This window comes from Dyadobacter sp. (assembly GCF_039919315.1).
Classification (GTDB): domain Bacteria; phylum Bacteroidota; class Bacteroidia; order Cytophagales; family Spirosomataceae; genus Dyadobacter.
This window is the reverse complement of record NZ_JBDSFX010000102.1, coordinates 71,262-93,927: the sequence shown is the minus strand read 5'-3', so window position 1 is coordinate 93,927 and position 22,666 is coordinate 71,262. Positions and strand designations below refer to the sequence as shown.

Genomic DNA, 22,666 nt, shown 5'->3' with positions numbered 1-22,666 from the left:
CGTATGGATTCACCTCCATGCGTTTTTTTACAAAAGCAAGCCACTCAATATGAACACAAAGCTCCTGTTTCCGAATACTCTTCAAAGGAGAAAATTTCTTCTTCATTCACTAAAAGCATCTGCGGGCCTGGCGGTGTTGTCACCTGATTTTTCATTTGGTAAAGCGTCGGTCGGATCGAAAAAGGCCTGGACGGTGCAGCAGATTATGGACCTGGTGATGAAGGAAGGCAATCTTTCACCTATTAACGATACAGTAGATACCTTGAAGTCGGGCAGTGCTGGCCAGACGGTGACAGGTATTGTGACGACTATGTTCGCTACTGTGGACGTGATCAATGAAGCTGCGAAACGCAATGCGAATTTCATCATTGCCCACGAGCCTACATTTTATAATCACCGAGACAATCCGGATTGGGTGAAAAATAATGAAGTGGTAAAGAAAAAGCAGGAATTGCTTAAAAAGCACAAAATTGCGGTCTGGCGGTTTCACGATTACTGCCATTCGCTACGCCCGGACGCAGTAAGTTATGGCGTCGCTAAAAAAGCAAATTGGACGTCTTATTATAAAACGGGTTCGAGAATACTTACTATTCCTTCCATCGGTCTTGGTGATTTGGTTAAACATTTAAAAACTTCATTAGGGATCAAGCAACTACGGGTAATCGGTGAACTGGATCAAAAATGTGTCAAAATCGCATTGATGCCCGGCGCATCCGGTGGAGTGTCTCACGTGACGGCCGTAGAAGCAGAAAAGCCAGATGTCCTCATTGTAGGTGAGGTGTCCGAATGGGAAACTGCCGAATACATTCGTGACAGCAGACTACTCGGCGGCAAAACTGCGCTGATTATTCTAGGTCACTCAGTAAGTGAAGAGCCAGGAATGGAATACTTTGCGGAATGGTTACAGCCGAAACTGGCGGATTTAAAGGTGACGCATATTGCTTCGGGTGATCCGTTTACTTGGCTTTAAAGGTAGGCCGTAGGTGCAAACCCGGTGGGCAAAAAAAACTAATATTCAGTGGGTTACAACCATCTGCAGAAATTTCTTTTCTTGCATTTGTACAGGAGCTCTTAGCTCCAACATTAACTCAACTTAATTGATCCTACCATGAGAAAAAATTCACTTTTCCTCCCACTTTTTCTGTTTCTGCTCTTAGCTGGTTGCAATAATTATGACCGGAGCAACACTGTCAATCCGATCATCGGCGATAGGAGCTTTATCGAAACATTCGGTTTTAAACCTGATGAAACATTGGATAACGATCTTAGAATCAAAACTCACCTTCAATATATTGAGCGCCTGCTTCGGAACAAAAACGTTTCTTTCTTAACGGAAGATCTTAAACACAAACGTAGTCGGTTGCTCGACCTGCTCCGCGCCTATGCCACCGCAGGCAAATTCCCTAGGAACTATGATTATTTAGATCAGCGCAGACCTTGCTTTATTGATAGAGACAAAACTATTTGCGCAGTCGGTTATCTGATAGAACAAACTGCGGGACGCAACGTGGCAGAGGCGATTAACACGGTGCATCAATATGATAGCATTTTTGAAATGGATAGTAAAATAGTGGATGAATGGATAGCATCCAGTGGTCTCACCAAGGAGGAGTGCGCAATGATACAGCCTACGTATGGCCCTGCTGGCACGCAGCTGCGCAATAATATCAAGCCTGTATAAGCTATCGGCTCCGCGATTTTGATAGGTACCAGTGTTTGCTTTAATACCGTTAATATTATTGACATATCGAAAAGCAACAACAATAATACGGCCCCCGTACTGGGACTTTTGAGTGGAGCAACTCAGATTACGATCGGTGCGATCGGCTTCAACTCCGAAAAGAATGCAATATATGACAACGACTATAGCCCCAGCGGTCAGCGCACGCTTTCTATGGTCAATATTGGCTTGGGCACCACCACTATGCTTCTCAGTACCTGGAACCTGGCAAGACAACATAAAATTCGTAAGCAACGCACATCGTGGAATATTTTTAGTTTTCCAGATGGCAAAAATCAAGCGGGGTTTGGTCTAAGTTTTAGTAAGAAAATCTAATTTATGTTCAACAAACAGCACCTCAATATTACCATGAGAAACCTTTTGGTACACTTCATCATCACATTTTTTGTTCTATTGGGTTGCAAAGACAAATCGGTCGAGCATCTCGAAGAAGTTGAACTTCCGGAAATATTGGAACCGTTGAAACCACTGGCAGATGATGATCTGGTAAGCCTTTCGGCCGATTTGGAAGCGCATTTAATTACTCAAAAAATAGATCGAAACGACATTCCGAACGGAAGTATCAAATATGCAGATATTAAGAATGTGGATAGCCTTCACATTCAGTTCGTTGGAGCCAATAAAAGCATGAGAGGACTAGAATATTTCACAAATCTGGTATACCTCAAATTCCAGGCTTATCAGGTTCCGACAGATATCACCAATAATTATTCGTGGGCATTTCCAGTGGGTGTCGTAAAGGAATTTAAGCCGCCACTTGACACATTGGATATTCGCTACAACCTTAAACTGGAATATCTGGATGTTTCCGGACACTCGGACGGCGGCGGGCAAAGAGCTTCAATCGGCTTTTTAAAATTAGGAGCAAACACCAAACTAAAAACACTAATTTCGATATACGCCATGTTGAAGACTATGAATCTAACTGGCCTTACGAATCTTGAATATCTGAATATTGGTGAGAATTATAGTTTGAAAGAGGTTCGATTGTGCACAAATACCAAACTAAAAAAACTCAGGTCTTGGCAGGTTGAGCGCTTTTACGTGCCCGACCCGGCCAATATGAGCCCGGACCTGGTTCGGGAAACCGGCGGGGCCACATATCTGAAATGTGAATAAGAACTACGCAGTCCGGATATTCACCATCCAGTCGATACCAAACTTATCCTGAAAAGCGCCAAAGATATCGCCCCACATCTGGCGGTCCATTGGTACTACTATAGTCCCGCCTTCGCTCAGGGCACTATACTTCTCCCGCAAAGTGGCTTCGTCAAAACCGCTGAGCGACAAGTTGATTTTCCCGGCGCCGAGCGGCGTTCCCTCGGGTGCGTCGCCTCCCATAAATCCCACTGAACCGCCCATGAGCGTGCCGTGCATGATCTGGTCGCGAACTCCGTCGGGGCAGCTTCCATCCAGATCGCCGTAGGTCATGAAATTCAGTTCGCCACCGAAAATAGGTTGATAAAACTCGAACGCCGCACGGCAATTGCCGTCGAACATTAAATACGGATGCAGGTCAATTTTTGACATGGTTATTGGTTTAAGGTTGAATTTATTATGAATTTGATAGTACAAACCTAGATTGTTCTTCATCATTTTTGCGGGTGAAATCGGGACAAATTCAGGGGGACTTTCGGACAAGATGCTTCCAACCAATGACGAGCCAATTTTGTCACTATAAACTCAATCTCGCTGCCTGCATCCATGAAAAAATCGTTATTGCCCCTGTTATCATTTTTACTGGTCGCCAACATGGTTCAGGCTCAGAACTCTCGCGAATTCAGGAGATTCGGTGTGGGAGTCTATGCTGGCCCCCAGTTTTTTGGGAAGATATATGACAATGACAAGGTGTCCAATGTCTCCGGTCTCGCGTCCGGTCTGGATCTTAGTTACGCATTTTCAAAGCAGCCGCAGGGATTTTCACTGCATTTCCAACCCGGGTATAATTCTTTCAAGTATTTCGCCACCAAAGGTGCTAATTCGCCATTTTATCTTGAAACGACCTGGCGATGGAAGGCATTTCATTTCCCGCTACTATTGAGGTACACTTTTACCTCAGGCATGATCAGGCCTTTTGCAGAAGTTGGTCCGACACTCAGGCTGCGAAAAGCATTGACTATCCGTGAATATGGTTATGCCTGCGGTTTTGCCGGTTGCAGCGGGAATGACATCACCAATGATCTGCAATCTGAAACCAACAAAGATCCGATCATAATAACTGCCGCGGCCGGTGTTGAAATTGATATTTGGAAAATAACCATCCCTGTTTCCATCCGGCTACAGGAAGGCATCCGCGACTACGGAATGAAGGATTACAGTACGGATGGAGCTTACTACGACGGATTAAAAACCAGGACGATACAGGTCACGGCGGGGATTAGCTTTTAAAATATCAGTCCGAGCGAAGCGGTAGCTTTGCCCGGACTGACCTACGGGCTAGGCCGCCGCCCGCATCGCTTTCACCTTCTCAAAAAACATAACCAAATCCCGGAACGATGTAAAAATATCGGCCAGGCGCGGGTTGAAACCCATTTCTCCCTGCGCAAGCATGTAACCGGTAAAAATCGCCCAAAGGTCCTCAATCCAGGTTTCGGCACTGCACATGCTGAGCAATTCTTTAACTTCATGACCATAGGCCATGCATACCGAATCCACTGACTCGGGCAAGTGTGTTTGTGTTTTCATTGTTCATTATGTTTTAAAGGATTAAAAAATGCGCCCTGTTTTAGGTGTCCTTATGCACATAATGGGCATCCGAGGCGCTTTCGCGACACTCGCACCATAACAGGGCATTTCTTGCAAGATTCTTCATTTTCATTATGTTTTAAAGGAATGCGATATTCGGGAGATGGATTGAGAAATGCAAATTCAGCAAGGGGGATATTGCTACAAAAGACCGATTTTAACCTTCAAATCAATGATACCAACCGGTTGAAAGACGCTTGGGATGTGTATAGTTCAAGTCAAGTTACAATAGTTTAGTTTGCATTGTTATTCAACTATAAAGTTGATTTTATTGAAATAATATGCAAATAATTAAACTTATTAATAAATTTGGTATCGCGATTAGAAGTTGAGCAGTTTCTTGCAGAATTCTATACTAAATACAGCATCTTCGGCATAGTCTTGACGGCACGCACGAATCCCAAGAATACGGAAACTTTGCTTGGTCTTGATATAACGATAACCAAGCTGAAAGGGATTATTGAGTCTTTGCAAATCAGCGACTATGTCAGTGGCCCGATGGATGACACGCTTTATGGAATCGCAAGGCTTTGGGTTTTTGGCTATGCCTATAAAGGCTGCGAACTTTATATTAAAATCTCGCTTGGCAGACCTAATAGCAGTGTGCTCTGCGTTTCCTTCCACACTGCCCAACATCCTCTAATTTATCCGTTTAAATAGCACATTATGAAAAGTCCACTTACAGGCAACGAGGCTTCCCTACATCACGAGTTAATCACGCTAACATACCGAAAGGAGAAATTTGAGCTTTTCTGGCATTATTACCTTTGCAAGGATTCAGGTGAAAAATTCACAACGTTGGAGCTTGAAGATTTGAACATATCACAAGTTCATAACCAGTATCGCGAAAAATATCGTATTCCGTTTCCGGAGGAAATCAGGGAGATCAGGCAGATGTATGATGTTTCGGCGAATAAAATGTCGGAGATACTTGGGCTTGGCACCAATGCTTATCGTTTGTATGAGTCGGGAGAAATTCCTTCGGTTTCGAATGGACGGTTGATTTTGTCGGTTAAAGATCCGGCAGCTTTTATCCGGCAGGTGCAGGCCAGTTCACATATTCTGAGCGAGAAAGAGGCAAATAAGCTGGTGATGAAGGCCGAAGCGATCATTGCAGAAAATGCAAAAAGAATGTGGGATCTGTTATTTCTTGACCAAATTTTCGAAAATCAGGCCCCTTAGGCACTCAATGGATTCCGGAAACCGGATATGAATAGGATTTCCAATATGATCTCCTTTTTTGACTCGAAGGTTAAGAAACTTTATAAAACCAAGCTGAACAAGCTGCTGTTTTATGCCGATTTTCTTTCGTACTCACGGACCGGTTATGCTATCTCGGGTATTTCATATCGTGCAATCCAGTTTGGCCCGGTGCCTTCGCAGTATCAGAAAATGTATGTCAAGCTTTCTGACGATGCTAAATTGTCGATCGAGCAGGTGGAGGTTGGGAATGGAAATTATGGTGAAATGATTTCGACATCCAAGTCATTTGACCCGTCAGGCTTTAACGAAAATGAGTTGAAAACTTTGCAGGACGTGTGCGAGCTGTACGGCAAAATGCAAGCGTCGGCATTGGTAGAAGCCAGTCATCTGGAAAAAGGGTGGATTGATAATGAGCAATCCAAATCATTTATAAACTTTCAGGAATCCGCATTTTACTTAGTGGAAAATACGCTATTGAAAGAAAGCGCAGGCGGAGATAAGCACGAAAGCCCGGAATAAAAAAGGACGACCACATTCACTAATGCAGTCGTCCCTTCTCAAAAACCTCACGCTACGCAATCATCCCGTGCGGGTCAATCACAAACTTTTTCGCAGCACCTTTATCAAAATCCCGATAGCCGCGCGGAGCGTCCTGCAATGTGATCACTTCCACGTTGACTGCCTTAGCGATCTTGATCTTATCATATAAAATCGCGTTCATCAGCTGACGGTGGTATTTCATGACAGGGCATTGTCCGGTGTAAAAAGCATGCGATTTGGCCCAACCCAGTCCGATACGAATACTCAAACTTCCTTCCTGGGCAGCTTTATCTTTCGCACCCGGGTCACCTGTCACATACAATCCCGGAATACCGATTGCCCCACCTGCTCTGGTAACTGCCATTGCTGTATTGAGTACCGTCGCCGGTCGTTCCTCGCCTGCCTGAGAACCATGCCCTCGCGCCTCAAAGCCGACACAGTCCACAAAACAGTCGACTTCGGGTACGCCAATAATGGCCTCAATAGCTTGTTCCAGCGGCGTATCTTTGGTCAGGTCAATTACTTCGCATCCGAAGCTTTTTGCCTGATCAAGTCTTTCCTGTATCATATCTCCTACGATCACGACTGCCGCGCCAAGCAAATGACAGGATGCGGCACACGCTAACCCAACCGGACCAGCTCCGGCTACATACACAATCGAACCAGGCCCTACCCCCGCGGTCACAGCACCGTGGTAGCCCGTCGGAAAAATATCCGAAAGCAATGTAAGATCCTTAATGTAAGCCATTCCCTGATCTTTGTCAGGAAATTTAAGCAGGTTAAAATCAGCATAGGGTACCATTACGTATTCGGCCTGCCCTCCTACCCAGCCGCCCATATCCACGTAGCCGTACGCAGCGCCAGGACGTGCAGGATTCACATTCAAACAAATTCCTGTGCGTCCCTCCTTGCAGTTCCGGCACCTTCCGCAAGCAATGTTGAATGGCACTGACACGAGGTCACCCACTTTAATAAACTCCACGTCACTGCCGACTTCCAGCACAATTCCGGTGATCTCGTGACCAAGTACCAATCCAGCCGGAGCTGTGGTACGACCGCGGACCATGTGCTGGTCGCTTCCGCAAATGTTGGTGGATACGATTTTGAGGATAACACCATGCTCGCATTTCCGGTTGCCCAGAGCGAGTTTAGGATATTCAATTTCCTGAATCTCCACTTCACCTGGCTTAATGTAAGCTACTCCATGATTTTGGCACATAAGGTAAATTTTAAGGGTTAGTACTGAACTCCGGCTCTTTGATAATTATAAAATTATCTGGCAATTATTAAATTCAAACAACTTAATACCCAAAATTTACTCTTATACGTATTCCCAAATTTGATTTTCATGTGAATGCTACGACCTGTGAACCATTCTCGCTGGGGACAACACCATTTTGCTACACCTTCACCGCAATAACAATACCCGTCGCCCAAACCTGCCTTGTCAAAGCAAGATCCGTCCGGCTATCGAGGTATTCGAGCAGGTTCAATGCCTTGATATCGTGACCTTCGGGCCAGTTAGGCTGAGGTAGCATGTCATCAATGATATAAAAAGCACCTGGGTTCAGCATGTTTAGTACTTCGTCCAGAAGCAGATACTTTCCATGCCAGGTATCAGCAAAAATGTAATCATATTTTTCATCTTTATTATTGTCAACCCAATCCGCACCGTCGCTGTGGACCAATGTGAGCCTTGGATCGCCTCCCAAATGGTTGGCAGCAATATCCAGAAAACGGGCGTCATTGTCGATGGATACCAATGTTGAAGATGGATCCATACCAGCAAGTATCCATGCGGTCGACAGGCCTGTGCCAGTTCCGAGTTCAAGTAATTTGCTGCCCGGCTTGGCCGCAGCCAGCGTTTTCAGCAAGGAACACACGTGGATGTCGGATGCCATCGTGAAGCCCGACTGCTTTGTTTCCTCGTCAATGGAAGTGTAAGCCGGCGGTTTGGGCTGATTAATATCTTGCGTCATGATACCTGGGAAATTGGGTGGATAATTGGGTGTGAAAATACATCACGCCTACCGCTTAATAAAAACCATTGTTCATAAATCCCAAAAACAAAACAATTCTTCCTTATAATAATTATATTTGAAATTACCTATGATAGGTATCAAAATACAATTTTACTACCAACGTTCACTAAACCGACAAGATGAAAAAACATTATTTACAATCCATTTCCGCTTATCTCCTGCTATTATTTGGCGTATTTGCCTGCACAGATCACGAAATCCCCCAGGAACCTATTCCAGAACCTACACAATTTGCTGTCTCTAACTTTGCCTCTGGCCTTCGAGCTCCTATTGGCATGGCTATCGATGAAAAAGGTCAACTTTGGATCACTGAAGCGGGGACGGGAAATAATGACGGTGCCATTGTGATGATCACACCTGGTGGCGTCAAAACCACTGTTGTTCGCGGATTCATTTCGGCAGCTAGTCCGGAAGGCGGCCCGGAAGGTCTTAGTCACCTGTATTATGAAGGTGGCAAACTCTATGTCCTGCATGGCCTGGAAGGATTTCTTTACACCGTGGACGTGTCCAACTTTAAGGAAGGTGATCCAAGAATGGCATTGAACCTGATTCCAAAGGAGGATATTGGCACGTATGTAAGAAGTAAAAATCTGACTGATCCGTTGAATTCCAATGCATATAGCCTTACCAAGGGTCCGGATGGCAATCTATACATTGCGGATGCGGGAGCAAACGCCATTATCAAGCGCGATAAGATGACCAAAGCATTGAGCGTATTCGCCAAAATCCCTGGCCCGTCTGAGAGTGTGGACGCCGTTCCAACTGGGATAGAATTCGACGGGTCCAATTTTCTGGTTAGCCAGTTAACAGGTTTCCCATTCGCTCCCACAGTTGCAAATGTTTTCAAGGTGACCACAGACGGAACTGTTAGTGTTTACAAAAGCGGTTTCACGACCCTTACCCACCTGACCTTGACTGCTAACAAGAAGCCATTACTTCTGCATTTCGCAGATTTCGCGCTTCCGGGTGGGTTTGCACCGTTTAGTGGCTCTATCCTAAATGAAAATGGGACTGTTTTGCTGGGTGGGCTCATGATGCCCACTGATATCAAGCGGAGTGGCGACCGAACATTCTATGTTCAGAGCTACGCGCTGGGAACCGTGCAAAAGCTGACCTATTAATAGTACTAACAAGGACAAAAGCCTCACGCTGAAAATGATCGGCGTGAGGCTTTTACTTTTAAGATTATCTCGATTCTACGAATCGAAATCATTCATCTGACACTTCATTTGGATCTACTATCGTTCCCGGAGCATTGACCGGCATAGTATCTCCCAGCAACTTACCCCAGGGTTTGAGCTCATCGATCCGGTCGAATATAATTTTGAGCACCGCGACGAAAGGTATGGACAGAAACATCCCGCTCACCCCCCAAAGCGTCCCGCCCAGTAACACTACCAATATGGAAATGAGCGCATTAACTGAAACTTTAGAAGACACTACCCTTGGGACAATGATGTTATTATCAGCAAACTGGATGAGTGTATAGGCGCCGATGATCAGCAATGGCGTGGTATAGCCGTCTTTGGTGATAAACGACATTAACACAGGCAATGCGATCGCCACAATTCCACCGATGTAAGGAATCAGGTTCAAAATTGCTCCGATTACACCTAGCAGGACCGCGTATTTTACACCCAGAATTAGCAAGGCAATTGAATTAAGCGTCGCAATAATGGAAGTTTCGATCATTAATCCCACAATGTAGCTTTGCACGGCACCTTTGGTTTCCTTCAAAATATCTGCGACCTGCTCAGAATTATCTTCATCGAAAACCTCAAAAATAAAATTGAGTATCAGGGGCTTGTAAAACAATAACAAAAAGATGTAGAGCGGGATTAGTATGAAAAAACTGATCATTCCAAAAACAGTATTCAACGTTTTTCCAACATAAGTACGGCTACTGTTCATTGCTTCATCTACCATGCTTTTTTGCTTTTCAGTTGAAATGCCAAAACTGCTAGACAGCCAGCTTTGCAGGCTAGTGAGCAAAGCCTCGGTTTTCTTTTGAAGCTGTGGGAGCATTTCACCAAAATGTGCGATCTGAGAGGACAGGAAAAACATGATACCGGCGACCACCAGCACCGCCAGCAAAATGGTAAGGACAATGGACAGGATTTTATTAAAATTCCATTTTTGAAATTTGTTATAAACCGGATTTAGCAGAATAGCAATCAGCCCGGCAAAAGCGAAAGGAACAATAATGTCTTGAAGAAGGTACAAAAAGTAAAAGAACAAATAAATGCCTATCAGCGACATGGGAGCCTTGATATAGAAGGGGTAACCTTGCCGGGCATGTAGCCATTCACCAGGATTTACCGGCTGGCTATCCTTATTCTTATTAAAAAACAGGCCCATAAAAAGTCTTTGTGTTAGCGTGAGAAAAGTGGTTGGATTCGGAAAACCTTGCCGATTGCCATTATTGTAAATAAGTTATCAAAATAATGCCAGAGCGGCAGAGGTGCCCGATAACTTACAATAATGTTCAGTTAGTATGGGATACTAACCTATTAACCGTTTGCAACCACAACCGCTTCCCTTGCACATTCCAGTGTCCATCACTTTTGTGAAACCATTCAGGATGCTTTCTAAGCGTATCTTGAATAGATAATACTGGCACTTCGAGCTTCGGATGCATCTCTATACGTGAAATTTGATTGTTGTAAACAAACCTGTCAGGCTCACAAACCGTCACTTTATTGGGTATGAAACAGAAATAGACTTCCTTAAAACCGACGCCTCTGTAATAATTACGAATGATGTTCATATTTGTCACCACGGAGTCGATAGACGCATCATCAATAGCCTGGAAGGGAGAAAGAACACTTGCAGGGTTGGCTTCAACTTCGTAAAATAGAAATTGATGATCTCTGGAAATTACTGCTCCAGGATGCGTTCTGCCAAACCATTTGAGCATTATCTCTGCTTTTAATTCCTTTATTTTCAAAAAAGTTATAGAATTGAACAGTAGGAATTCAAGCCGTTGATTAATCTGATCATTAAATTTACTAAGCCAAAAAGAGGTAGTGCCGGGTGCTTTGGCAGTTTTGACGACGCTGCCTGGATTGTCTGTTTGGAATCCCTTTTCTATGTAAAGTTTACGGTAGCTTGCTTTTAGTCTTTCCTGAATTGTACGTTCGATAACTTCAATAACGAGTATAGACTGCTTTTCAGAATTTAGGTGTACAGTTTCAACATTCAACCCCAGCCAAATATGATGATTCTGGTTTCCCGCATAGAAACCTGTATCCATAGTTGTAAAACTATCCCCAATCGTGTACAAATCGACTTCATCACTTCTTGTAGCTGGTTTGTCTGCCTCGGTGAGAGCATCTTCCAGGTCCATGTTCAATTCCTTAAACCTTTCCAGATTAGTCACGTTATAAAGATCTCCGAACCTGTATTGGTTAGGTATCCATCCACGATCATTTAATTTCTTTTGAAGCTTGTCCGACATTCCGACCATGAGAATTCCCAATGAAGCAACAAGAAGAGCCAAGCGGATGAAAGTATTGGTAAAATGCATCACTAAAACTGAAAATAAATAAATTGATTGCTCCCAAACATGCCGAACAAATAACATAAAAGCGAAATCACTGCAACAGAAGGCCAGAAAGTGGGTTGGCCTGGTACGTAATCAGGGATATAATGGTCTTTAAACATCAGTAATGCAATCAGAACCAAGCATAAAAGCAACTCTGTATCGTTGATGCTCAAATGAGGAACCGAATATGCGGACGGACTGGCTATGGTAGAAAAGATCTGAAATGCATCTGCGGTACTTTCAGCCCTGAAAAAAATCCAGGCAAAAGCGACTAAAAGAAAAGTCCAGCATATATGGAGCAGTCTTGATAGCTTGGAAAAAACTGTTGATTTAGAATTGGTAAACCAGGATTCGGTGCCGAGAATATGCGCAAGTATCAGGTAAAAACCGTGCACTCCTCCCCAGATAATGAACAGCCAGCTGGCTCCATGCCAAAGACCACTCAAAAGAAAAACAAACATGAGATTGATATACATTCTGACCTTCCCGACGCGGTTACCGCCCAGCGGAATGTATAAGTAGTCTCTGAACCAAGTGGATAATGAAATATGCCATCTTTTCCAAAATTCCGAAATGGATCCTGAAAGGTATGGCGATCGGAAATTCGTCATCAGCTTAAAGCCCATTGTGCGGGCAGTTCCCAGAGCAATGTCTGAGTACCCGGAAAAGTCACAGTAAATCTGAATGCTGTAGAAAAAAACAGCTATCACTAAATTGGTAGCATTTTGGTTGTCAACATGGCCAAAAACCTCATCCGTAACCAAAGCCAGGCGGTCGGCGATCACCACTTTTTTGAATAGTCCCCAGAGAATCAGCCATAAACCTACTCTCAGATTATCCCATTCATAGGATATCTGTTCGCGGAATTGCCAGAGCACATTCTGCGGCCTCTCAATGGGACCAGCCACCAGCTGTGGGTAGAAAAGCACGTATAACGAATAGATCCCGAAGTTGTACTCAGCTTTCTGGTTTCCACGATAAACCTCAATGGTGTAACTCATGGATTGAAATGTATGGAAGGAAAGGCCAATCGGCAGGACCAATCCAGGAAATAGCGAATTGAACGCTGGCGATTGATGATTTGCCTTACCCCAATCAAGCAGCAACGACAAGTTGCTATTTAGAAAATCAAAGTATTTGAAAAAAGCCAGAAAGCTGATATTGGCAATAATGCTGGCTACTAAAACCCAAAGCCTCATCTGACCATTGGTTCGTTCTATCCATATTCCAGAGGTGTAGTCAATGAGAATGATACAACCAAGAATAATGAGATAGGCTGGAATAAAGGAAGCGTAGAAATAAGCGCTGGCGATTAGTAAAACCATCCAGCGAAAACGCCCGTGAACCGAGTAATACAAGGTTGTGACGAAAATGAAGAAAAATAAAAAATGGAGGGAATTGAATAGCATTGGTGATAGTGCTTATTGTCAGAGGTCGGAACCCGAACAAACAAAACATTATCAACAGCTACTACCAAAGAAAATGAGCGACCTGACATTCTGAATTATCAAAAGGCGAAAAATGACAATTAAACCTGCCTACGCTTCCTTCCTCAAATAAACAATATTCCGCTCCGCCGGGTGATAGTTAACATGAATCTGATCACCGGGTTTCAGCGTTTGGTACCATACTTCGCTGATGTCGACGGGTATCTGCCTGGGATCGGCAGGGTGACAAATAATAACATAGTAGGATCTGGAATTTACACTGGAATTCCTGGTGCGCGGATGAGAGATCAATTCCTTGGACTGAACTGCGCAATAAGCCCGCTGTGTCAACGACTTTTTAGGATATAGCCAATACTTTCTCGCAATGTGCAGCGCCGTTGGCATGAATGGCATCAGTATTATTATCAACCCGACTATCGCCAGCCAACGATACGGATTGCCTTCTTGATCCACAGTTTCTCCATACACCGTCAATCCGTTGAGCAGTTCACTGGTTTTCTCCGGTTGAAATATCAATCCCGCAAAAACGATCAAAAAAATGATTGCTAAAATGTAAAACAGCCAACTGCTTCCAAGTTTTCTCCACTTCTCAATTTTATAAACCAGCAGATCCCCGTAAAACTCATTTTTCGCGTAGCTGTTCATAAGGTTTCGAAGCTAAGGTTGAAACAAATCTAATTGAAGCGTAGCCGCGTCATCCCCAAGCAATGGAAGTATATCGATCACTTCATACTGCCTCTTTTTTTCAACGAACTTTCTGATCACAAAAGAATCACAGGTAAAATTGGCCTCATAGGTATTGAAAATGGAATATGCCATAGCGATCCATTCCCGGGTCAGTCTCCGTCCGATGGACATGTGCGGATTTTTGGACTCGTCGGCCCATTTTCTGATAAATTGCTTTTTTAGTTTCTTGTCAAATGTCTTCATCACGGCCCCGGTCCGCTCCCGGATTGCGTCGCAGGATTGGTCCGTTGGTTTGATGTAAAATGCGGAAAAGTTAGCATGATCGAAGTCTCCGAAATCAGAGAATACGATTTCAAATGGTGCCAAGCCAGCAACAATGCGCTGGTATTCAGCCAAAATAGCCGGATAGTTCTCCTCTTCGGCCTCAAAGCCATCCAACGAAACATGCGCCTCAGCATTGGCACTACCATAGCTCTTTCCAATGGACGCTTTAAGTAATTGCTTCATGTCTACCACCTGTTGCGCAATTTCCTGACTTGGCATAATGGCGAGGGAATACTGGTTCACGTGTCGATGATTTAATTTGAAAGGTTAAATGCAGGGCCGCATTATGAGTCCAAATCTACATTTTTTTACAATAAAAAAACCCGCTGCAAACAGCGGGCCTACATTTGAAAATCTTTTTAATTTTCCTTCTCAATCCATTTGCGGGCATTCACAAAAGCTTCCATCCACGGAGAAACTTCATCTTTTCGTCCCTCTGGATAATTCGCCCAGTGCCATTGGAAAAGTGATCTTTCTATGTGCGGCATCATTACCAAATGTCTACCAGTTTCGTCACAGATCATCGCCGTGTTGAAAGCAGATCCGTTGGGACTTGCCGGGTATGTTTCGTAACCGTATTTGGCCACGATGTTATATTTATCCTCGGCGTATGGAAAATCAAACCTTCCTTCACCGTGTGACACCCAAACACCCAGTGTACTTCCTGCCAAAGTAGACAGCATCACAGATTTGTTGGGCTGAATGGTCAGCGAAGTGAAAATACTTTCGTGCTTTCCGCTCGCATTGTGCAGCATCTTTGGCTTTTCTTCATGGTTCTCATTGATCAGTCCCAATTCTATGAAGAGCTGGCATCCGTTACAAACACCTACAGATAAGGTATCCTCTCGCTTAAAAAAGTTTTCCAGCGCGATTTTAGCTTTCTCGTTGTAAAGGAACGCTCCGGCCCAGCCCTTAGCAGAACCCAGAACATCGGAATTGGAGAACCCTCCTACTGCGCCAATAAATTGAATGTCTTCGAGCGTTTCCCGGCCCGAGATCAGGTCAGTCATGTGCACATCTTTCACATCAAAACCAGCCAGATACATTGCATTGGCTAATTCTCTTTCTGAATTACTACCTTTTTCACGAAGTACCGCAGCTTTCGGGCGCGGTTTGGCAGCGTCGATTACAGGTTTCTTTCCGTCGTATTTTGCAGGAAATTTATACCGGAGCAGATGATTTTTATAATGATCAAAACGCTCCTTTGCCAGTCCTGGCTTGGTTTGCTTTTTATCCAGTAAATAGGAGGTCTTAAACCAGATATCACGTAAATTTTCAATGTCAAAATTCCAGCTGTTGGCCGAATCTTTCACTACCAGGGTAGCAGCCAGATTCACTGTTCCAATTTTATTGAAAGTAACATGGTTTGCCTGCAAAATCGCTTCTGCCGACTCGTCAGCCTGGAAAACGATGCCAATATTTTCGGCAAAAAGTTTTTCAATAATATCCTGTTCACCAAGCCCGGAAAGCTCAATACTCGCGCCTAAGTCACGGTCAGCAAAACACATTTCCAATAGGGTGGTAATTAAACCACCACTACCGATATCGTGGCCCGCCTGGATTTTCCCTTCCTTTACTAATTGTTGAATGGTATTGAAGGAATTTTTAAATTGTTCTGCATCCTGAATATCAGGGGTTTCAGAACCAATTTTATTTAAAATCTGAGCAAATGATGAGCCGCCTAGCTTATAGCTATCTCCTGAGAGGTTAATGTAATAGATCGCCCCACCATTTTTCTTCAAAACCGGCTCTACCACCGCAGTAATGTCATCACAATGTCCGGCTGCGGAAATAATCACCGTTCCCGGTGCGATCACATCGCCGCCTTTGTATTTCTGCTTCATCGACAGCGAATCTTTGCCCGTGGGAATATTGATTCCCAGGTTGATGGCAAACTCTGAGCAAGCTTTCACGGCCTTGTATAAACGCGCATCTTCGCCTTCATTTTTACAAGCCCACATCCAGTTAGCCGAAAGAGAAACGCTGGTCAATCCGTCTTTCAAGGGCGCCCATACGATGTTGGAAAGTGACTCTGCAATCGCATTACGGCTACCTGCGGCCGGGTCGATCAGCGCAGAAAGTGGCGCGTGGCCTATCGAGGTAGCGATACCGTCCTTACCCTGAAAATCCAGTGCCATTACGCCGACGTTATTCAAAGGCAATTGCAAAGGGCCTGCACATTGCTGTTTTGCAACATGGCCGCCTACGCAGCGATCTACCTTGTTAGTAAGCCAATCCTTACTGGCGACAGCTTCCAGTTGCAGCAACTGTTCCAAATATTCATGCAGTCTGGAAATCTCATATTTCACCGGCTGATAATTCCTTTCAACCGTTTTGTCGTTCATTACTACCTTGGGTGAACTACCAAACATGTCGTCCATTTTCAGGTCCATCGGTTTGGCGCCTGTTTTGGCAGACTCAAATGTGAACCGGTGATCGCCTGTCACATCGCCGACTGTATACATCGGCGCTCTTTCCCGGTCAGCGATTTTCTGTAAAGTTTCAATGTTCTCTTTGCTGATCACCAGCCCCATACGTTCCTGGGATTCATTACCAATGATCTCTTTGGCCGAAAGCGTCGGATCACCTACCGGTAATTTATCCAGATCAATATTTCCGCCAGTTTCCTCTACCAGCTCGGACAGGCAATTCAAATGCCCGCCTGCACCATGATCGTGAATGGAAACGATCGTATTATTACCGCTCTCTACCATTCCACGAACCGCATTGGCAACACGCTTCTGCATTTCGGGATTGGAGCGCTGGATTGCATTCAGCTCAATACCTGAACCAAATGCGCCGGTATCGGCCGAAGAAACTGCCGCACCACCCATTCCGATCCGGTAATTCTCACCACCCAGTACCACTATTTTATCGTCTACCTGCGGCTTGGCTTTTTTGGCCTGATTAGCTTTTCCGTATCCAACACCGCCCGCCTGCATGATTACCTTGTCATATCCCAGCTTGCGGCCTTCTTCTTCATGTTCGAAAGTAAGTACCGATCCAACGATCAAAGGCTGACCAAACTTGTTACCGAAATCAGTGGCGCCATTGGAAGCCTTGATGAGGATATCCATCGGTGTTTGATACAACCATTGTCTTTCCTCGACTCCTTTTTCCCATGGACGGTTTTCTTCCAAACGTGAAAGTGCGGTCATGTATACGGCTGTTCCGGCCAAAGGCAATGAACCTTGCCCGCCTGCAAGCCGATCACGGATCTCTCCACCTGAACCTGTAGCAGCTCCATTGAAAGGCTCTACGGTGGTCGGGAAATTATGCGTTTCCGCTTTCAGGGAAAGCACTGATTCAAAGTCTTTTATCTCATAGTATTCAGGGACATCCGGCCGTTTGGGCGCGAACTGCTGAACTACGGGGCCTTTTATAAAAGCCACATTATCCTTATAAGCTGATACAATCGAGTTCGGGTTGGTTTCAGAAGTCTTGCGGATCAGTTTGAACAGCGATATAGGTTGCTCCTCGCCGTCAATGACAAATGTACCATTGAAAATCTTGTGACGGCAATGTTCTGAATTGACCTGTGAAAAACCGAAAACCTCCGAATCAGTCAATTTTCTGCCTAATTTTTCAGCCAATGTATTCAAATACTCAACTTCCTCATCACTCAGTGAAAGCCCTTCCTCCTTATTATATGCAGCAATGTCAGCAATTTCCAGTATCGATTCTGGCTGAATGCTGATGGTGTAAATTTCCTGGTTGAGCTCGCTGTATTTTTGCGAAAGCATTGGATCAAAATCCGTAAAATCTGCCTCTACCCGCTTAAATTCCTCTATGCGAACAATGCCCTGAATGTCCATATTCTGGGTAATTTCAACTGCATTGGTACTCCACGGCGTAATCATGGCAGCGCGCGGGCCGACAAAGAAATCAGCGATGATGGTTTGGCTTTGAAGTTGGGCACCACCGAACAGCCATGTTAATTTTGAAGTATCTGAGGCTGTGAGCGTTCGCTCTATTTGTAATGCAAAAACTGTGTTGTGATCGTCGGCGAAGAAGTAAATCATGGTATCGTTTTATGGTGCAAAGGTAATTTAATTTTTCCCCGATGCCCATTTGAAGGATAAAAATTGCTTTCTGTTTCTGTAACAGTCGAAAGATGTTACGTTGTTCCTGGGAAAGCCTAAATTATAAACTGAGGTTAACTTTTTTACTCTAATAAGCCAGCAGACGCCCGCAGGCAATGACTGCAATCCATATAATGATCGATACCAGAGCTGATAATTTGGAGGAAACCGGGAGTTCTTGTGTGGATTGAGTGTTGGATGCTCTTTTGAAAATAAATTGGTGAAAGACAAACACATTTAATGCTGCTACTACCAGCAAAGCCATTTTTAACCAAAACGTAAAATCAGTACCGAGCGCTTTTGCGTTGGTGATAAATAGTAAAATCCCGGATGGAATGATTAGTATCAAACCTCGCTGCGACCATGGAAGCAAATGCCTGGCAAGACCATTCACGGGCAAATTTTTAGAATAACCCAGCAGCCTCAGATCGAACACGAAGGCCGCCCCTACCAGCATCACGATACCAACAATGTGAATGATTTCCAACGCCGGATAAAGCCACAGGGACTGCCTGATACCGACAGCCCATGTGGTTTTTTCCAGCCATTCAAGTTTCTCAAGCACAATTAACGCAGTTCAAATTTCTTGCCGTCGACAAATATCCTTTCTGCACGCATCTCGTTTTTCTCTGTTTTGTGCGGATAAGCAACCAGTCTTACCGAGGTTCCTTTTGTGATCATATCGCCAGTCAGCCCGCGGTCGGTCATCCGGCTAGTCGGTGCCAGAAAGACTGTGATCAACTCTTTCTTGTATTTCACCTTCGCCAATACATGCGGATTTTCATAAATGGATTCTTCGATTTTCGTCTCAAAATCCATCGGTTTGGTCTGATCGTAATCTGCCCAACCGTGATGTAGAAATGTAAAAGATGCACAAAACAAAAAAGCTAGTGCCAATGAAATTTTTGTTAACCGAGTCATAACCTGCTGAGTTTAGTGTAGTTAAAATTAACCGATTAAAATGACTTTAAAAACTAAAACCGACACCGAAACCCTGAATGCCCTTCGAAAAAGCTTTTCAACTATATTTACCGGATAACCATTTTCCGAAAGTTTTGAAATATACCATCTTAATCGTTTTAACCTTCCTATGCCAGCAGGCGTTCAGCCAGGACGGTTTACTTCCACTAGACGGCGAAAAAAATATCCAGTATTCCGATTTGGGAAAGCCTGAATTGGGTAAGGCGGAAATTTATAAAAAGGCTCAGGAATGGGTCAGCAAAACTTTCGGCAACTACGAAAACGCTGTAACTGGCAGCAATCAGGAGTCCGGCAAATTGCTCATAACCAGCTACGTACCCGTATCGCACTCGCTGTACGAATACTTGCGGTTTGATCTAAGCATTGATTGCCAGGACCATCAATATGTAGCCAAAATTTCAAAACTGGACGGGGTCTCAACGATGCGCAGTCCGGCCAGGCTTGGACCCAGAGAAAATGACATCATTACTGCAAAAGAGATACTGGTCAAAACGGAAACTGCTCGCAAAAAGAAATCAGCAGAAGAAGCATTGCAAGTTGCCAAAGCTGACAATGAAAGCATCAATAACACCATGTACAACCTTCTTGGCAGCCTCAAAGTGTCAATTACGTCCAAGGATGGTCAGTAAAAGCTATTTCAGTCCTTTCCATTTTTTGACCAGCTGCTCGGCGATCACTTCGTAACCTTTATCTGACGGGTGCAGCCCGTCGTAAGTCATGTTAACGGCTTCCACCGGGTATGGATATTCGTCCGTTTCCGGGTTAAACGGGATGGTGGTATACTCGGGATAAGTGTAGTTTTTATAATTGCCTGTCAGCGGATCTTTCAGTTTTTTGAAGTTCACCATGTTGTTTAGATCAATGCCGCTGTCGTGATAGAGATCCACCACCGGAAATTTTTCATGCTTGCCAATGGCCACCACTGCATCTGCAAATTGTTCCAAACTTTGCTCTTTTTTAGCCTTATATGAGCCATATGCATTGTTTTTGGCGCTATTGATATACACAAAATCTCCCCGCTGCATAGGCGTGATGAGCATGATCTTCGCCTTTTTATTGAGCAATTTCAATTTGTCGACAATGATACGAAAAGCGCCATAAACTGAACTTGTACCCGAATTTTGCTCAAAATCGGAAATGGTACCTAGCGGGCGGCCCTGCCACCAGTCATTGGTACCCAGAAAAATCGTGTACACATCTGCTGTTTCGAGATTGAGCGATTCAATTTTATCCGCGATATTAATGGATGTCCAGCCATTATGCCCCTGGTTAATGTATTGCACACGAGGATATTTCTCGCTGATCAATGTGAGATAACCTTTTGTGACGCGGTTACCTGTTTCGTTCTGATGGTCATTCAGGTAGGTGATCGAGTCGCCGATGGCGACCCAGGTGATTTTCCTGCGGGCAGCCCCGCTAAATGTTAAAGCTATTAAAACGAGCAGGACAAGTTTCTTCATGAATGATTGGATTGCATAAACGACCGAATATAGTAATCCTGATCCGGTCGTTTTTTACTCCTCCTGTCACCTGTTAATTTCTGGCAGCGGAACAAATTCGCCCGGCTCCAACAACGTGACCTCTACGCCTTGCTGCTCGGCAGACCGTGCCAGTTCTTCCAGCATTCCGGGATATTGATCGTAGGTGCCCGGCTTATTAAAGCCATAATGTATCGGAACGAGCGTTTCTGCATGAAGCAATTTTGCCGCGGCCACGGCCTGAAAAGGATTCAGGGTAATGGGTACCGGACTGAATTCCAGTCGAGGAATGTTGAGTACCACGCCATTGATCGGTAGAAATACCGCATCGAAATGCTCGAATGTCCTTCCTATATGCCAGAACTGATTATGCCAGATCGTGTCGCCACCGTGCAATATCCGGTGTTCCGCATCCTCTACTACCCAAGATACCTGTTTGTCGCCAATCCCATCCATTCCAAAAACAGGCGTAATAGTAAAGTTTCCAATGGTATGGGCAGCACCCAGGGCCAGGCCGGTGGGGTTCAAGCCGTCGTTGATCAATTCAGCGGTGATCTGGTCGGAACTGAACAACTTTCCATCTGGTTTCAGGGTAGCATTGATCAGATCCTTATCATAGTGATCGGAATGTAAATGCGTCAATAAAATAACATCCGCTTTGGTATGGTCACTGAAAATATATGGGTCTTCCGGGCCGATTCCCGCACTTCCTCCCTGGTAATTTTCAACAGCATCAATTAGCAGGACCTGACCATTGGATTCGATTTTTAAGCCTGCCCAGGACAATCTTTGAATTTTCATTTTACTTTTCATTTGGTACAGTGCAAAAGTAATTCTTTAGATATATATGAGTAAAATGATTTATTTTTATAGAATTAATGAAAAATATTCATGAATCTACAACTATGCTGACACTTCAACATCTTTATATCATTGAAAAAATAATCTCTGAAGGCTCAGTGACCAGAGCATCAGAAAAACTGAACCTGACGCAGTCTGCCCTTAGTCACCAGATCAGGGACCTGGAAACTGTGGCCGGCTTAAAGCTCTTTAATCGTATTGGGAAAAAGCTGGTACTGAGCGAAGCGGGCCAAAAAATTGTTTCCGGCTCCGAAAAAATACTGCCGATAATCAGGGAGCTGGAAGCGGAATTGGAGGAAATGCGTTTGGGAAAATTTCAAACCATTCGCATCAGTACCGAATGCTACACTTGCTACCATTGGCTGCCTCCTCTTCTGGCGGATTTTAATAGAGAATATCCCAACATCAATGTGCAGATTGTGGCCGACGCAACCCGCAGACCGATGGAATACCTGGAAACCGGACAACTGGAACTGGCCATTGTGAGTCACGCTCCCGCCGATGCAAGATTACATTACGAACCACTTTTTGATGACGAAATGGTAGTGTTGATGTCTTCCAAACATCCACTCGCCATTCGCAATACACCCCTGGAAACCAGCGATCTCAATGCTGAAAACCTGATCGCCTATTTCGCGGGAGCACCCGACAGCGTTTTAACCAAGGGCTTCATTGAGAGTCTCTCTCCGCAAAAAATAACTCCTGTACCACTCACTGAGGCGATTGTAGAAATGGTCCGTTTCGGGATGGGCGTGACGGTGATGGCATCGTGGGTAGCAAGACAATACGAACAGACGCCGGGGCTCAGCATTCTGCCATTCCGGTCAGGGGCAGGCAGGCGCACCTGGTATGCATGCACACGTAAGACCCACGACGAATCTTTGACCCAACTCGTTAAGATGGTTCAGGAAGCCTTGCAAAGTCAGGATCAGTTGCAACCGTAGGTTATTAAATGTGGTGCGGTCAGACAATATCCCCTTTGATTTGATC

25 protein-coding genes are annotated in these 22,666 nt (G+C 44.6%); 11 read left to right on the top strand and 14 right to left on the bottom strand.

The features are described from left to right. Nucleotides 1-49 precede the first annotated feature (49 nt). From ABIO93_RS29965 to ABIO93_RS29950, 4 genes are all read left to right on the top strand, one after another. On the top strand, nucleotides 50-970 hold the full coding sequence (locus tag ABIO93_RS29965; RefSeq protein WP_348073713.1) for a Nif3-like dinuclear metal center hexameric protein: 921 nt from the start codon (nucleotides 50-52) through the stop codon (nucleotides 968-970). Nucleotides 971-1,108: 138 nt separating this feature from the next. Further along, nucleotides 1,109-1,681, top strand: a complete 573-nt coding sequence (locus tag ABIO93_RS29960; RefSeq protein ID WP_348073712.1) for a hypothetical protein — start codon at nucleotides 1,109-1,111, stop codon at nucleotides 1,679-1,681. Nucleotides 1,682-1,699: 18 nt separating this feature from the next. Then, nucleotides 1,700-2,056: a hypothetical protein gene (locus ABIO93_RS29955; protein ID WP_348073711.1), complete on the top strand. Its 357-nt coding sequence runs from the start codon at nucleotides 1,700-1,702 to the stop codon at nucleotides 2,054-2,056. A gap of 3 nt (nucleotides 2,057-2,059) precedes the next feature. After that, nucleotides 2,060-2,860: a hypothetical protein gene (locus ABIO93_RS29950; RefSeq protein ID WP_348073710.1), complete on the top strand. Its 801-nt coding sequence runs from the start codon at nucleotides 2,060-2,062 to the stop codon at nucleotides 2,858-2,860. 3 nt (nucleotides 2,861-2,863) lie between these two features. On the opposite strand, the gene ABIO93_RS29945 is transcribed toward ABIO93_RS29950, so the two are convergent. Further along, complete coding sequence (locus ABIO93_RS29945) at nucleotides 2,864-3,271, bottom strand: VOC family protein (protein WP_348073709.1); 408 nt, start codon at nucleotides 3,269-3,271, stop codon at nucleotides 2,864-2,866. A 174-nt stretch (nucleotides 3,272-3,445) separates the two neighbouring features. Here ABIO93_RS29945 and ABIO93_RS29940 point away from each other — a divergent pair, with 174 nt between their 5' ends. Beyond that, nucleotides 3,446-4,129, top strand: a complete 684-nt coding sequence (locus tag ABIO93_RS29940) for an outer membrane beta-barrel protein (RefSeq protein ID WP_348073708.1) — start codon at nucleotides 3,446-3,448, stop codon at nucleotides 4,127-4,129. A gap of 48 nt (nucleotides 4,130-4,177) precedes the next feature. Here the strand turns inward: ABIO93_RS29940 and ABIO93_RS29935 are convergent, their stop codons facing one another. Then, on the bottom strand, nucleotides 4,178-4,426 hold the full coding sequence (locus ABIO93_RS29935; protein ID WP_348073707.1) for a hypothetical protein: 249 nt from the start codon (nucleotides 4,424-4,426) through the stop codon (nucleotides 4,178-4,180). Between the two features lie 369 nt (nucleotides 4,427-4,795). Here ABIO93_RS29935 and ABIO93_RS29930 point away from each other — a divergent pair, with 369 nt between their 5' ends. Genes ABIO93_RS29930 through ABIO93_RS29920 form a run of 3 tightly spaced genes read left to right on the top strand, consistent with a single transcriptional unit; the run spans nucleotide 4,796 to nucleotide 6,208 of the window. Further along, nucleotides 4,796-5,146, top strand: a complete 351-nt coding sequence (locus tag ABIO93_RS29930; RefSeq protein ID WP_348073706.1) for a hypothetical protein — start codon at nucleotides 4,796-4,798, stop codon at nucleotides 5,144-5,146. A gap of 6 nt (nucleotides 5,147-5,152) precedes the next feature. After that, complete coding sequence (locus ABIO93_RS29925) at nucleotides 5,153-5,668, top strand: hypothetical protein (RefSeq protein WP_348073705.1); 516 nt, start codon at nucleotides 5,153-5,155, stop codon at nucleotides 5,666-5,668. Between the two features lie 27 nt (nucleotides 5,669-5,695). Continuing rightward, the gene (locus tag ABIO93_RS29920; protein ID WP_348073704.1) at nucleotides 5,696-6,208 is read left to right on the top strand and encodes a Panacea domain-containing protein; all 513 of its coding nucleotides are present in this window, start codon (nucleotides 5,696-5,698) and stop codon (nucleotides 6,206-6,208) included. Between the two features lie 52 nt (nucleotides 6,209-6,260). On the opposite strand, the gene fdhA is transcribed toward ABIO93_RS29920, so the two are convergent. Continuing rightward, entirely contained in the window at nucleotides 6,261-7,448 is a 1,188-nt protein-coding gene (gene fdhA / locus ABIO93_RS29915) for a formaldehyde dehydrogenase, glutathione-independent (protein WP_348073703.1), read from the bottom strand. A gap of 181 nt (nucleotides 7,449-7,629) precedes the next feature. After that, on the bottom strand, nucleotides 7,630-8,208 hold the full coding sequence (locus ABIO93_RS29910; protein ID WP_348073702.1) for a class I SAM-dependent methyltransferase: 579 nt from the start codon (nucleotides 8,206-8,208) through the stop codon (nucleotides 7,630-7,632). 182 nt (nucleotides 8,209-8,390) lie between these two features. On the opposite strand from ABIO93_RS29910, the gene ABIO93_RS29905 reads away from it, so the two are divergent. Next, complete coding sequence (locus tag ABIO93_RS29905) at nucleotides 8,391-9,392, top strand: ScyD/ScyE family protein (RefSeq protein ID WP_348073701.1); 1,002 nt, start codon at nucleotides 8,391-8,393, stop codon at nucleotides 9,390-9,392. Nucleotides 9,393-9,480: 88 nt separating this feature from the next. Here the strand turns inward: ABIO93_RS29905 and ABIO93_RS29900 are convergent, their stop codons facing one another. The 8 genes from ABIO93_RS29900 to ABIO93_RS29865 form a co-directional block, all read right to left on the bottom strand. Further along, the gene (locus ABIO93_RS29900) at nucleotides 9,481-10,629 is read right to left on the bottom strand and encodes an AI-2E family transporter (RefSeq protein ID WP_348073700.1); all 1,149 of its coding nucleotides are present in this window, start codon (nucleotides 10,627-10,629) and stop codon (nucleotides 9,481-9,483) included. A 127-nt stretch (nucleotides 10,630-10,756) separates the two neighbouring features. Continuing rightward, nucleotides 10,757-11,797: a hypothetical protein gene (locus ABIO93_RS29895; RefSeq protein ID WP_348073699.1), complete on the bottom strand. Its 1,041-nt coding sequence runs from the start codon at nucleotides 11,795-11,797 to the stop codon at nucleotides 10,757-10,759. 2 nt (nucleotides 11,798-11,799) lie between these two features. After that, the gene (locus ABIO93_RS29890; protein WP_348073698.1) at nucleotides 11,800-13,224 is read right to left on the bottom strand and encodes an MBOAT family O-acyltransferase; all 1,425 of its coding nucleotides are present in this window, start codon (nucleotides 13,222-13,224) and stop codon (nucleotides 11,800-11,802) included. Nucleotides 13,225-13,353: 129 nt separating this feature from the next. Then, nucleotides 13,354-13,908, bottom strand: coding sequence for a hypothetical protein (locus ABIO93_RS29885; RefSeq protein WP_348073697.1), 555 nt, complete (start codon nucleotides 13,906-13,908; stop codon nucleotides 13,354-13,356). Between the two features lie 12 nt (nucleotides 13,909-13,920). Next, complete coding sequence (locus ABIO93_RS29880; protein WP_348073696.1) at nucleotides 13,921-14,517, bottom strand: 2'-5' RNA ligase family protein; 597 nt, start codon at nucleotides 14,515-14,517, stop codon at nucleotides 13,921-13,923. A gap of 116 nt (nucleotides 14,518-14,633) precedes the next feature. Beyond that, nucleotides 14,634-18,296 carry a phosphoribosylformylglycinamidine synthase gene (gene purL / locus ABIO93_RS29875; RefSeq protein ID WP_348073695.1) on the bottom strand — a complete coding sequence of 1,221 codons (3,663 nt, stop codon included), beginning with the start codon at nucleotides 18,294-18,296 and terminating at the stop codon, nucleotides 14,634-14,636. A 148-nt stretch (nucleotides 18,297-18,444) separates the two neighbouring features. Next, a complete protein-coding gene (locus ABIO93_RS29870; RefSeq protein ID WP_348073694.1) occupies nucleotides 18,445-18,921 on the bottom strand; it encodes a DUF6644 family protein in 477 nt (158 codons plus the stop codon). Nucleotides 18,922-18,923: 2 nt separating this feature from the next. After that, complete coding sequence (locus ABIO93_RS29865; protein WP_348073693.1) at nucleotides 18,924-19,277, bottom strand: DUF6152 family protein; 354 nt, start codon at nucleotides 19,275-19,277, stop codon at nucleotides 18,924-18,926. A gap of 77 nt (nucleotides 19,278-19,354) precedes the next feature. Between ABIO93_RS29865 and ABIO93_RS29860 the strand changes: the two genes are divergently transcribed. Beyond that, nucleotides 19,355-19,966: a DUF4468 domain-containing protein gene (locus ABIO93_RS29860; protein WP_348073692.1), complete on the top strand. Its 612-nt coding sequence runs from the start codon at nucleotides 19,355-19,357 to the stop codon at nucleotides 19,964-19,966. A gap of 3 nt (nucleotides 19,967-19,969) precedes the next feature. Here ABIO93_RS29860 and ABIO93_RS29855 read toward each other — a convergent pair whose 3' ends face one another. Further along, nucleotides 19,970-20,797, bottom strand: coding sequence for an SGNH/GDSL hydrolase family protein (locus tag ABIO93_RS29855; protein WP_348073691.1), 828 nt, complete (start codon nucleotides 20,795-20,797; stop codon nucleotides 19,970-19,972). Nucleotides 20,798-20,863: 66 nt separating this feature from the next. Continuing rightward, nucleotides 20,864-21,616, bottom strand: a complete 753-nt coding sequence (locus ABIO93_RS29850; RefSeq protein WP_348073690.1) for an MBL fold metallo-hydrolase — start codon at nucleotides 21,614-21,616, stop codon at nucleotides 20,864-20,866. A gap of 77 nt (nucleotides 21,617-21,693) precedes the next feature. Here ABIO93_RS29850 and ABIO93_RS29845 point away from each other — a divergent pair, with 77 nt between their 5' ends. After that, on the top strand, nucleotides 21,694-22,620 hold the full coding sequence (locus tag ABIO93_RS29845) for a LysR family transcriptional regulator (RefSeq protein ID WP_348073689.1): 927 nt from the start codon (nucleotides 21,694-21,696) through the stop codon (nucleotides 22,618-22,620). The last annotated feature ends 46 nt before the right edge of the window (nucleotides 22,621-22,666 follow it).

Bases quoted from the DNA above. Each gene is read 5' to 3' on its own strand.
- ABIO93_RS29965 (WP_348073713.1), top strand. From the start codon at position 50: ATGAACACAAAGCTCCTGTTTCCGAATACTCTTCAAAGGAGAAAATTT.
- ABIO93_RS29960 (WP_348073712.1), top strand. From the start codon at position 1,109: ATGAGAAAAAATTCACTTTTCCTCCCACTTTTTCTGTTTCTGCTCTTA.
- ABIO93_RS29950 (WP_348073710.1), top strand. From the start codon at position 2,060: ATGTTCAACAAACAGCACCTCAATATTACCATGAGAAACCTTTTGGTA.
- ABIO93_RS29945 (WP_348073709.1), bottom strand. From the start codon at position 3,271: ATGTCAAAAATTGACCTGCATCCGTATTTAATGTTCGACGGCAATTGC.
- ABIO93_RS29940 (WP_348073708.1), top strand. From the start codon at position 3,446: ATGAAAAAATCGTTATTGCCCCTGTTATCATTTTTACTGGTCGCCAAC.
- ABIO93_RS29935 (WP_348073707.1), bottom strand. From the start codon at position 4,426: ATGAAAACACAAACACACTTGCCCGAGTCAGTGGATTCGGTATGCATG.
- ABIO93_RS29925 (WP_348073705.1), top strand. From the start codon at position 5,153: ATGAAAAGTCCACTTACAGGCAACGAGGCTTCCCTACATCACGAGTTA.
- ABIO93_RS29920 (WP_348073704.1), top strand. From the start codon at position 5,696: ATGAATAGGATTTCCAATATGATCTCCTTTTTTGACTCGAAGGTTAAG.
- fdhA (WP_348073703.1), bottom strand. From the start codon at position 7,448: ATGTGCCAAAATCATGGAGTAGCTTACATTAAGCCAGGTGAAGTGGAG.
- ABIO93_RS29910 (WP_348073702.1), bottom strand. From the start codon at position 8,208: ATGACGCAAGATATTAATCAGCCCAAACCGCCGGCTTACACTTCCATT.
- ABIO93_RS29905 (WP_348073701.1), top strand. From the start codon at position 8,391: ATGAAAAAACATTATTTACAATCCATTTCCGCTTATCTCCTGCTATTA.
- ABIO93_RS29900 (WP_348073700.1), bottom strand. From the start codon at position 10,629: ATGGGCCTGTTTTTTAATAAGAATAAGGATAGCCAGCCGGTAAATCCT.
- ABIO93_RS29895 (WP_348073699.1), bottom strand. From the start codon at position 11,797: ATGCATTTTACCAATACTTTCATCCGCTTGGCTCTTCTTGTTGCTTCA.
- ABIO93_RS29890 (WP_348073698.1), bottom strand. From the start codon at position 13,224: ATGCTATTCAATTCCCTCCATTTTTTATTTTTCTTCATTTTCGTCACA.
- ABIO93_RS29885 (WP_348073697.1), bottom strand. From the start codon at position 13,908: ATGAACAGCTACGCGAAAAATGAGTTTTACGGGGATCTGCTGGTTTAT.
- purL (WP_348073695.1), bottom strand. From the start codon at position 18,296: ATGATTTACTTCTTCGCCGACGATCACAACACAGTTTTTGCATTACAA.
- ABIO93_RS29865 (WP_348073693.1), bottom strand. From the start codon at position 19,277: ATGACTCGGTTAACAAAAATTTCATTGGCACTAGCTTTTTTGTTTTGT.
- ABIO93_RS29860 (WP_348073692.1), top strand. From the start codon at position 19,355: ATGCCCTTCGAAAAAGCTTTTCAACTATATTTACCGGATAACCATTTT.
- ABIO93_RS29855 (WP_348073691.1), bottom strand. From the start codon at position 20,797: ATGAAGAAACTTGTCCTGCTCGTTTTAATAGCTTTAACATTTAGCGGG.
- ABIO93_RS29850 (WP_348073690.1), bottom strand. From the start codon at position 21,616: ATGAAAATTCAAAGATTGTCCTGGGCAGGCTTAAAAATCGAATCCAAT.
- ABIO93_RS29845 (WP_348073689.1), top strand. From the start codon at position 21,694: ATGAAAAATATTCATGAATCTACAACTATGCTGACACTTCAACATCTT.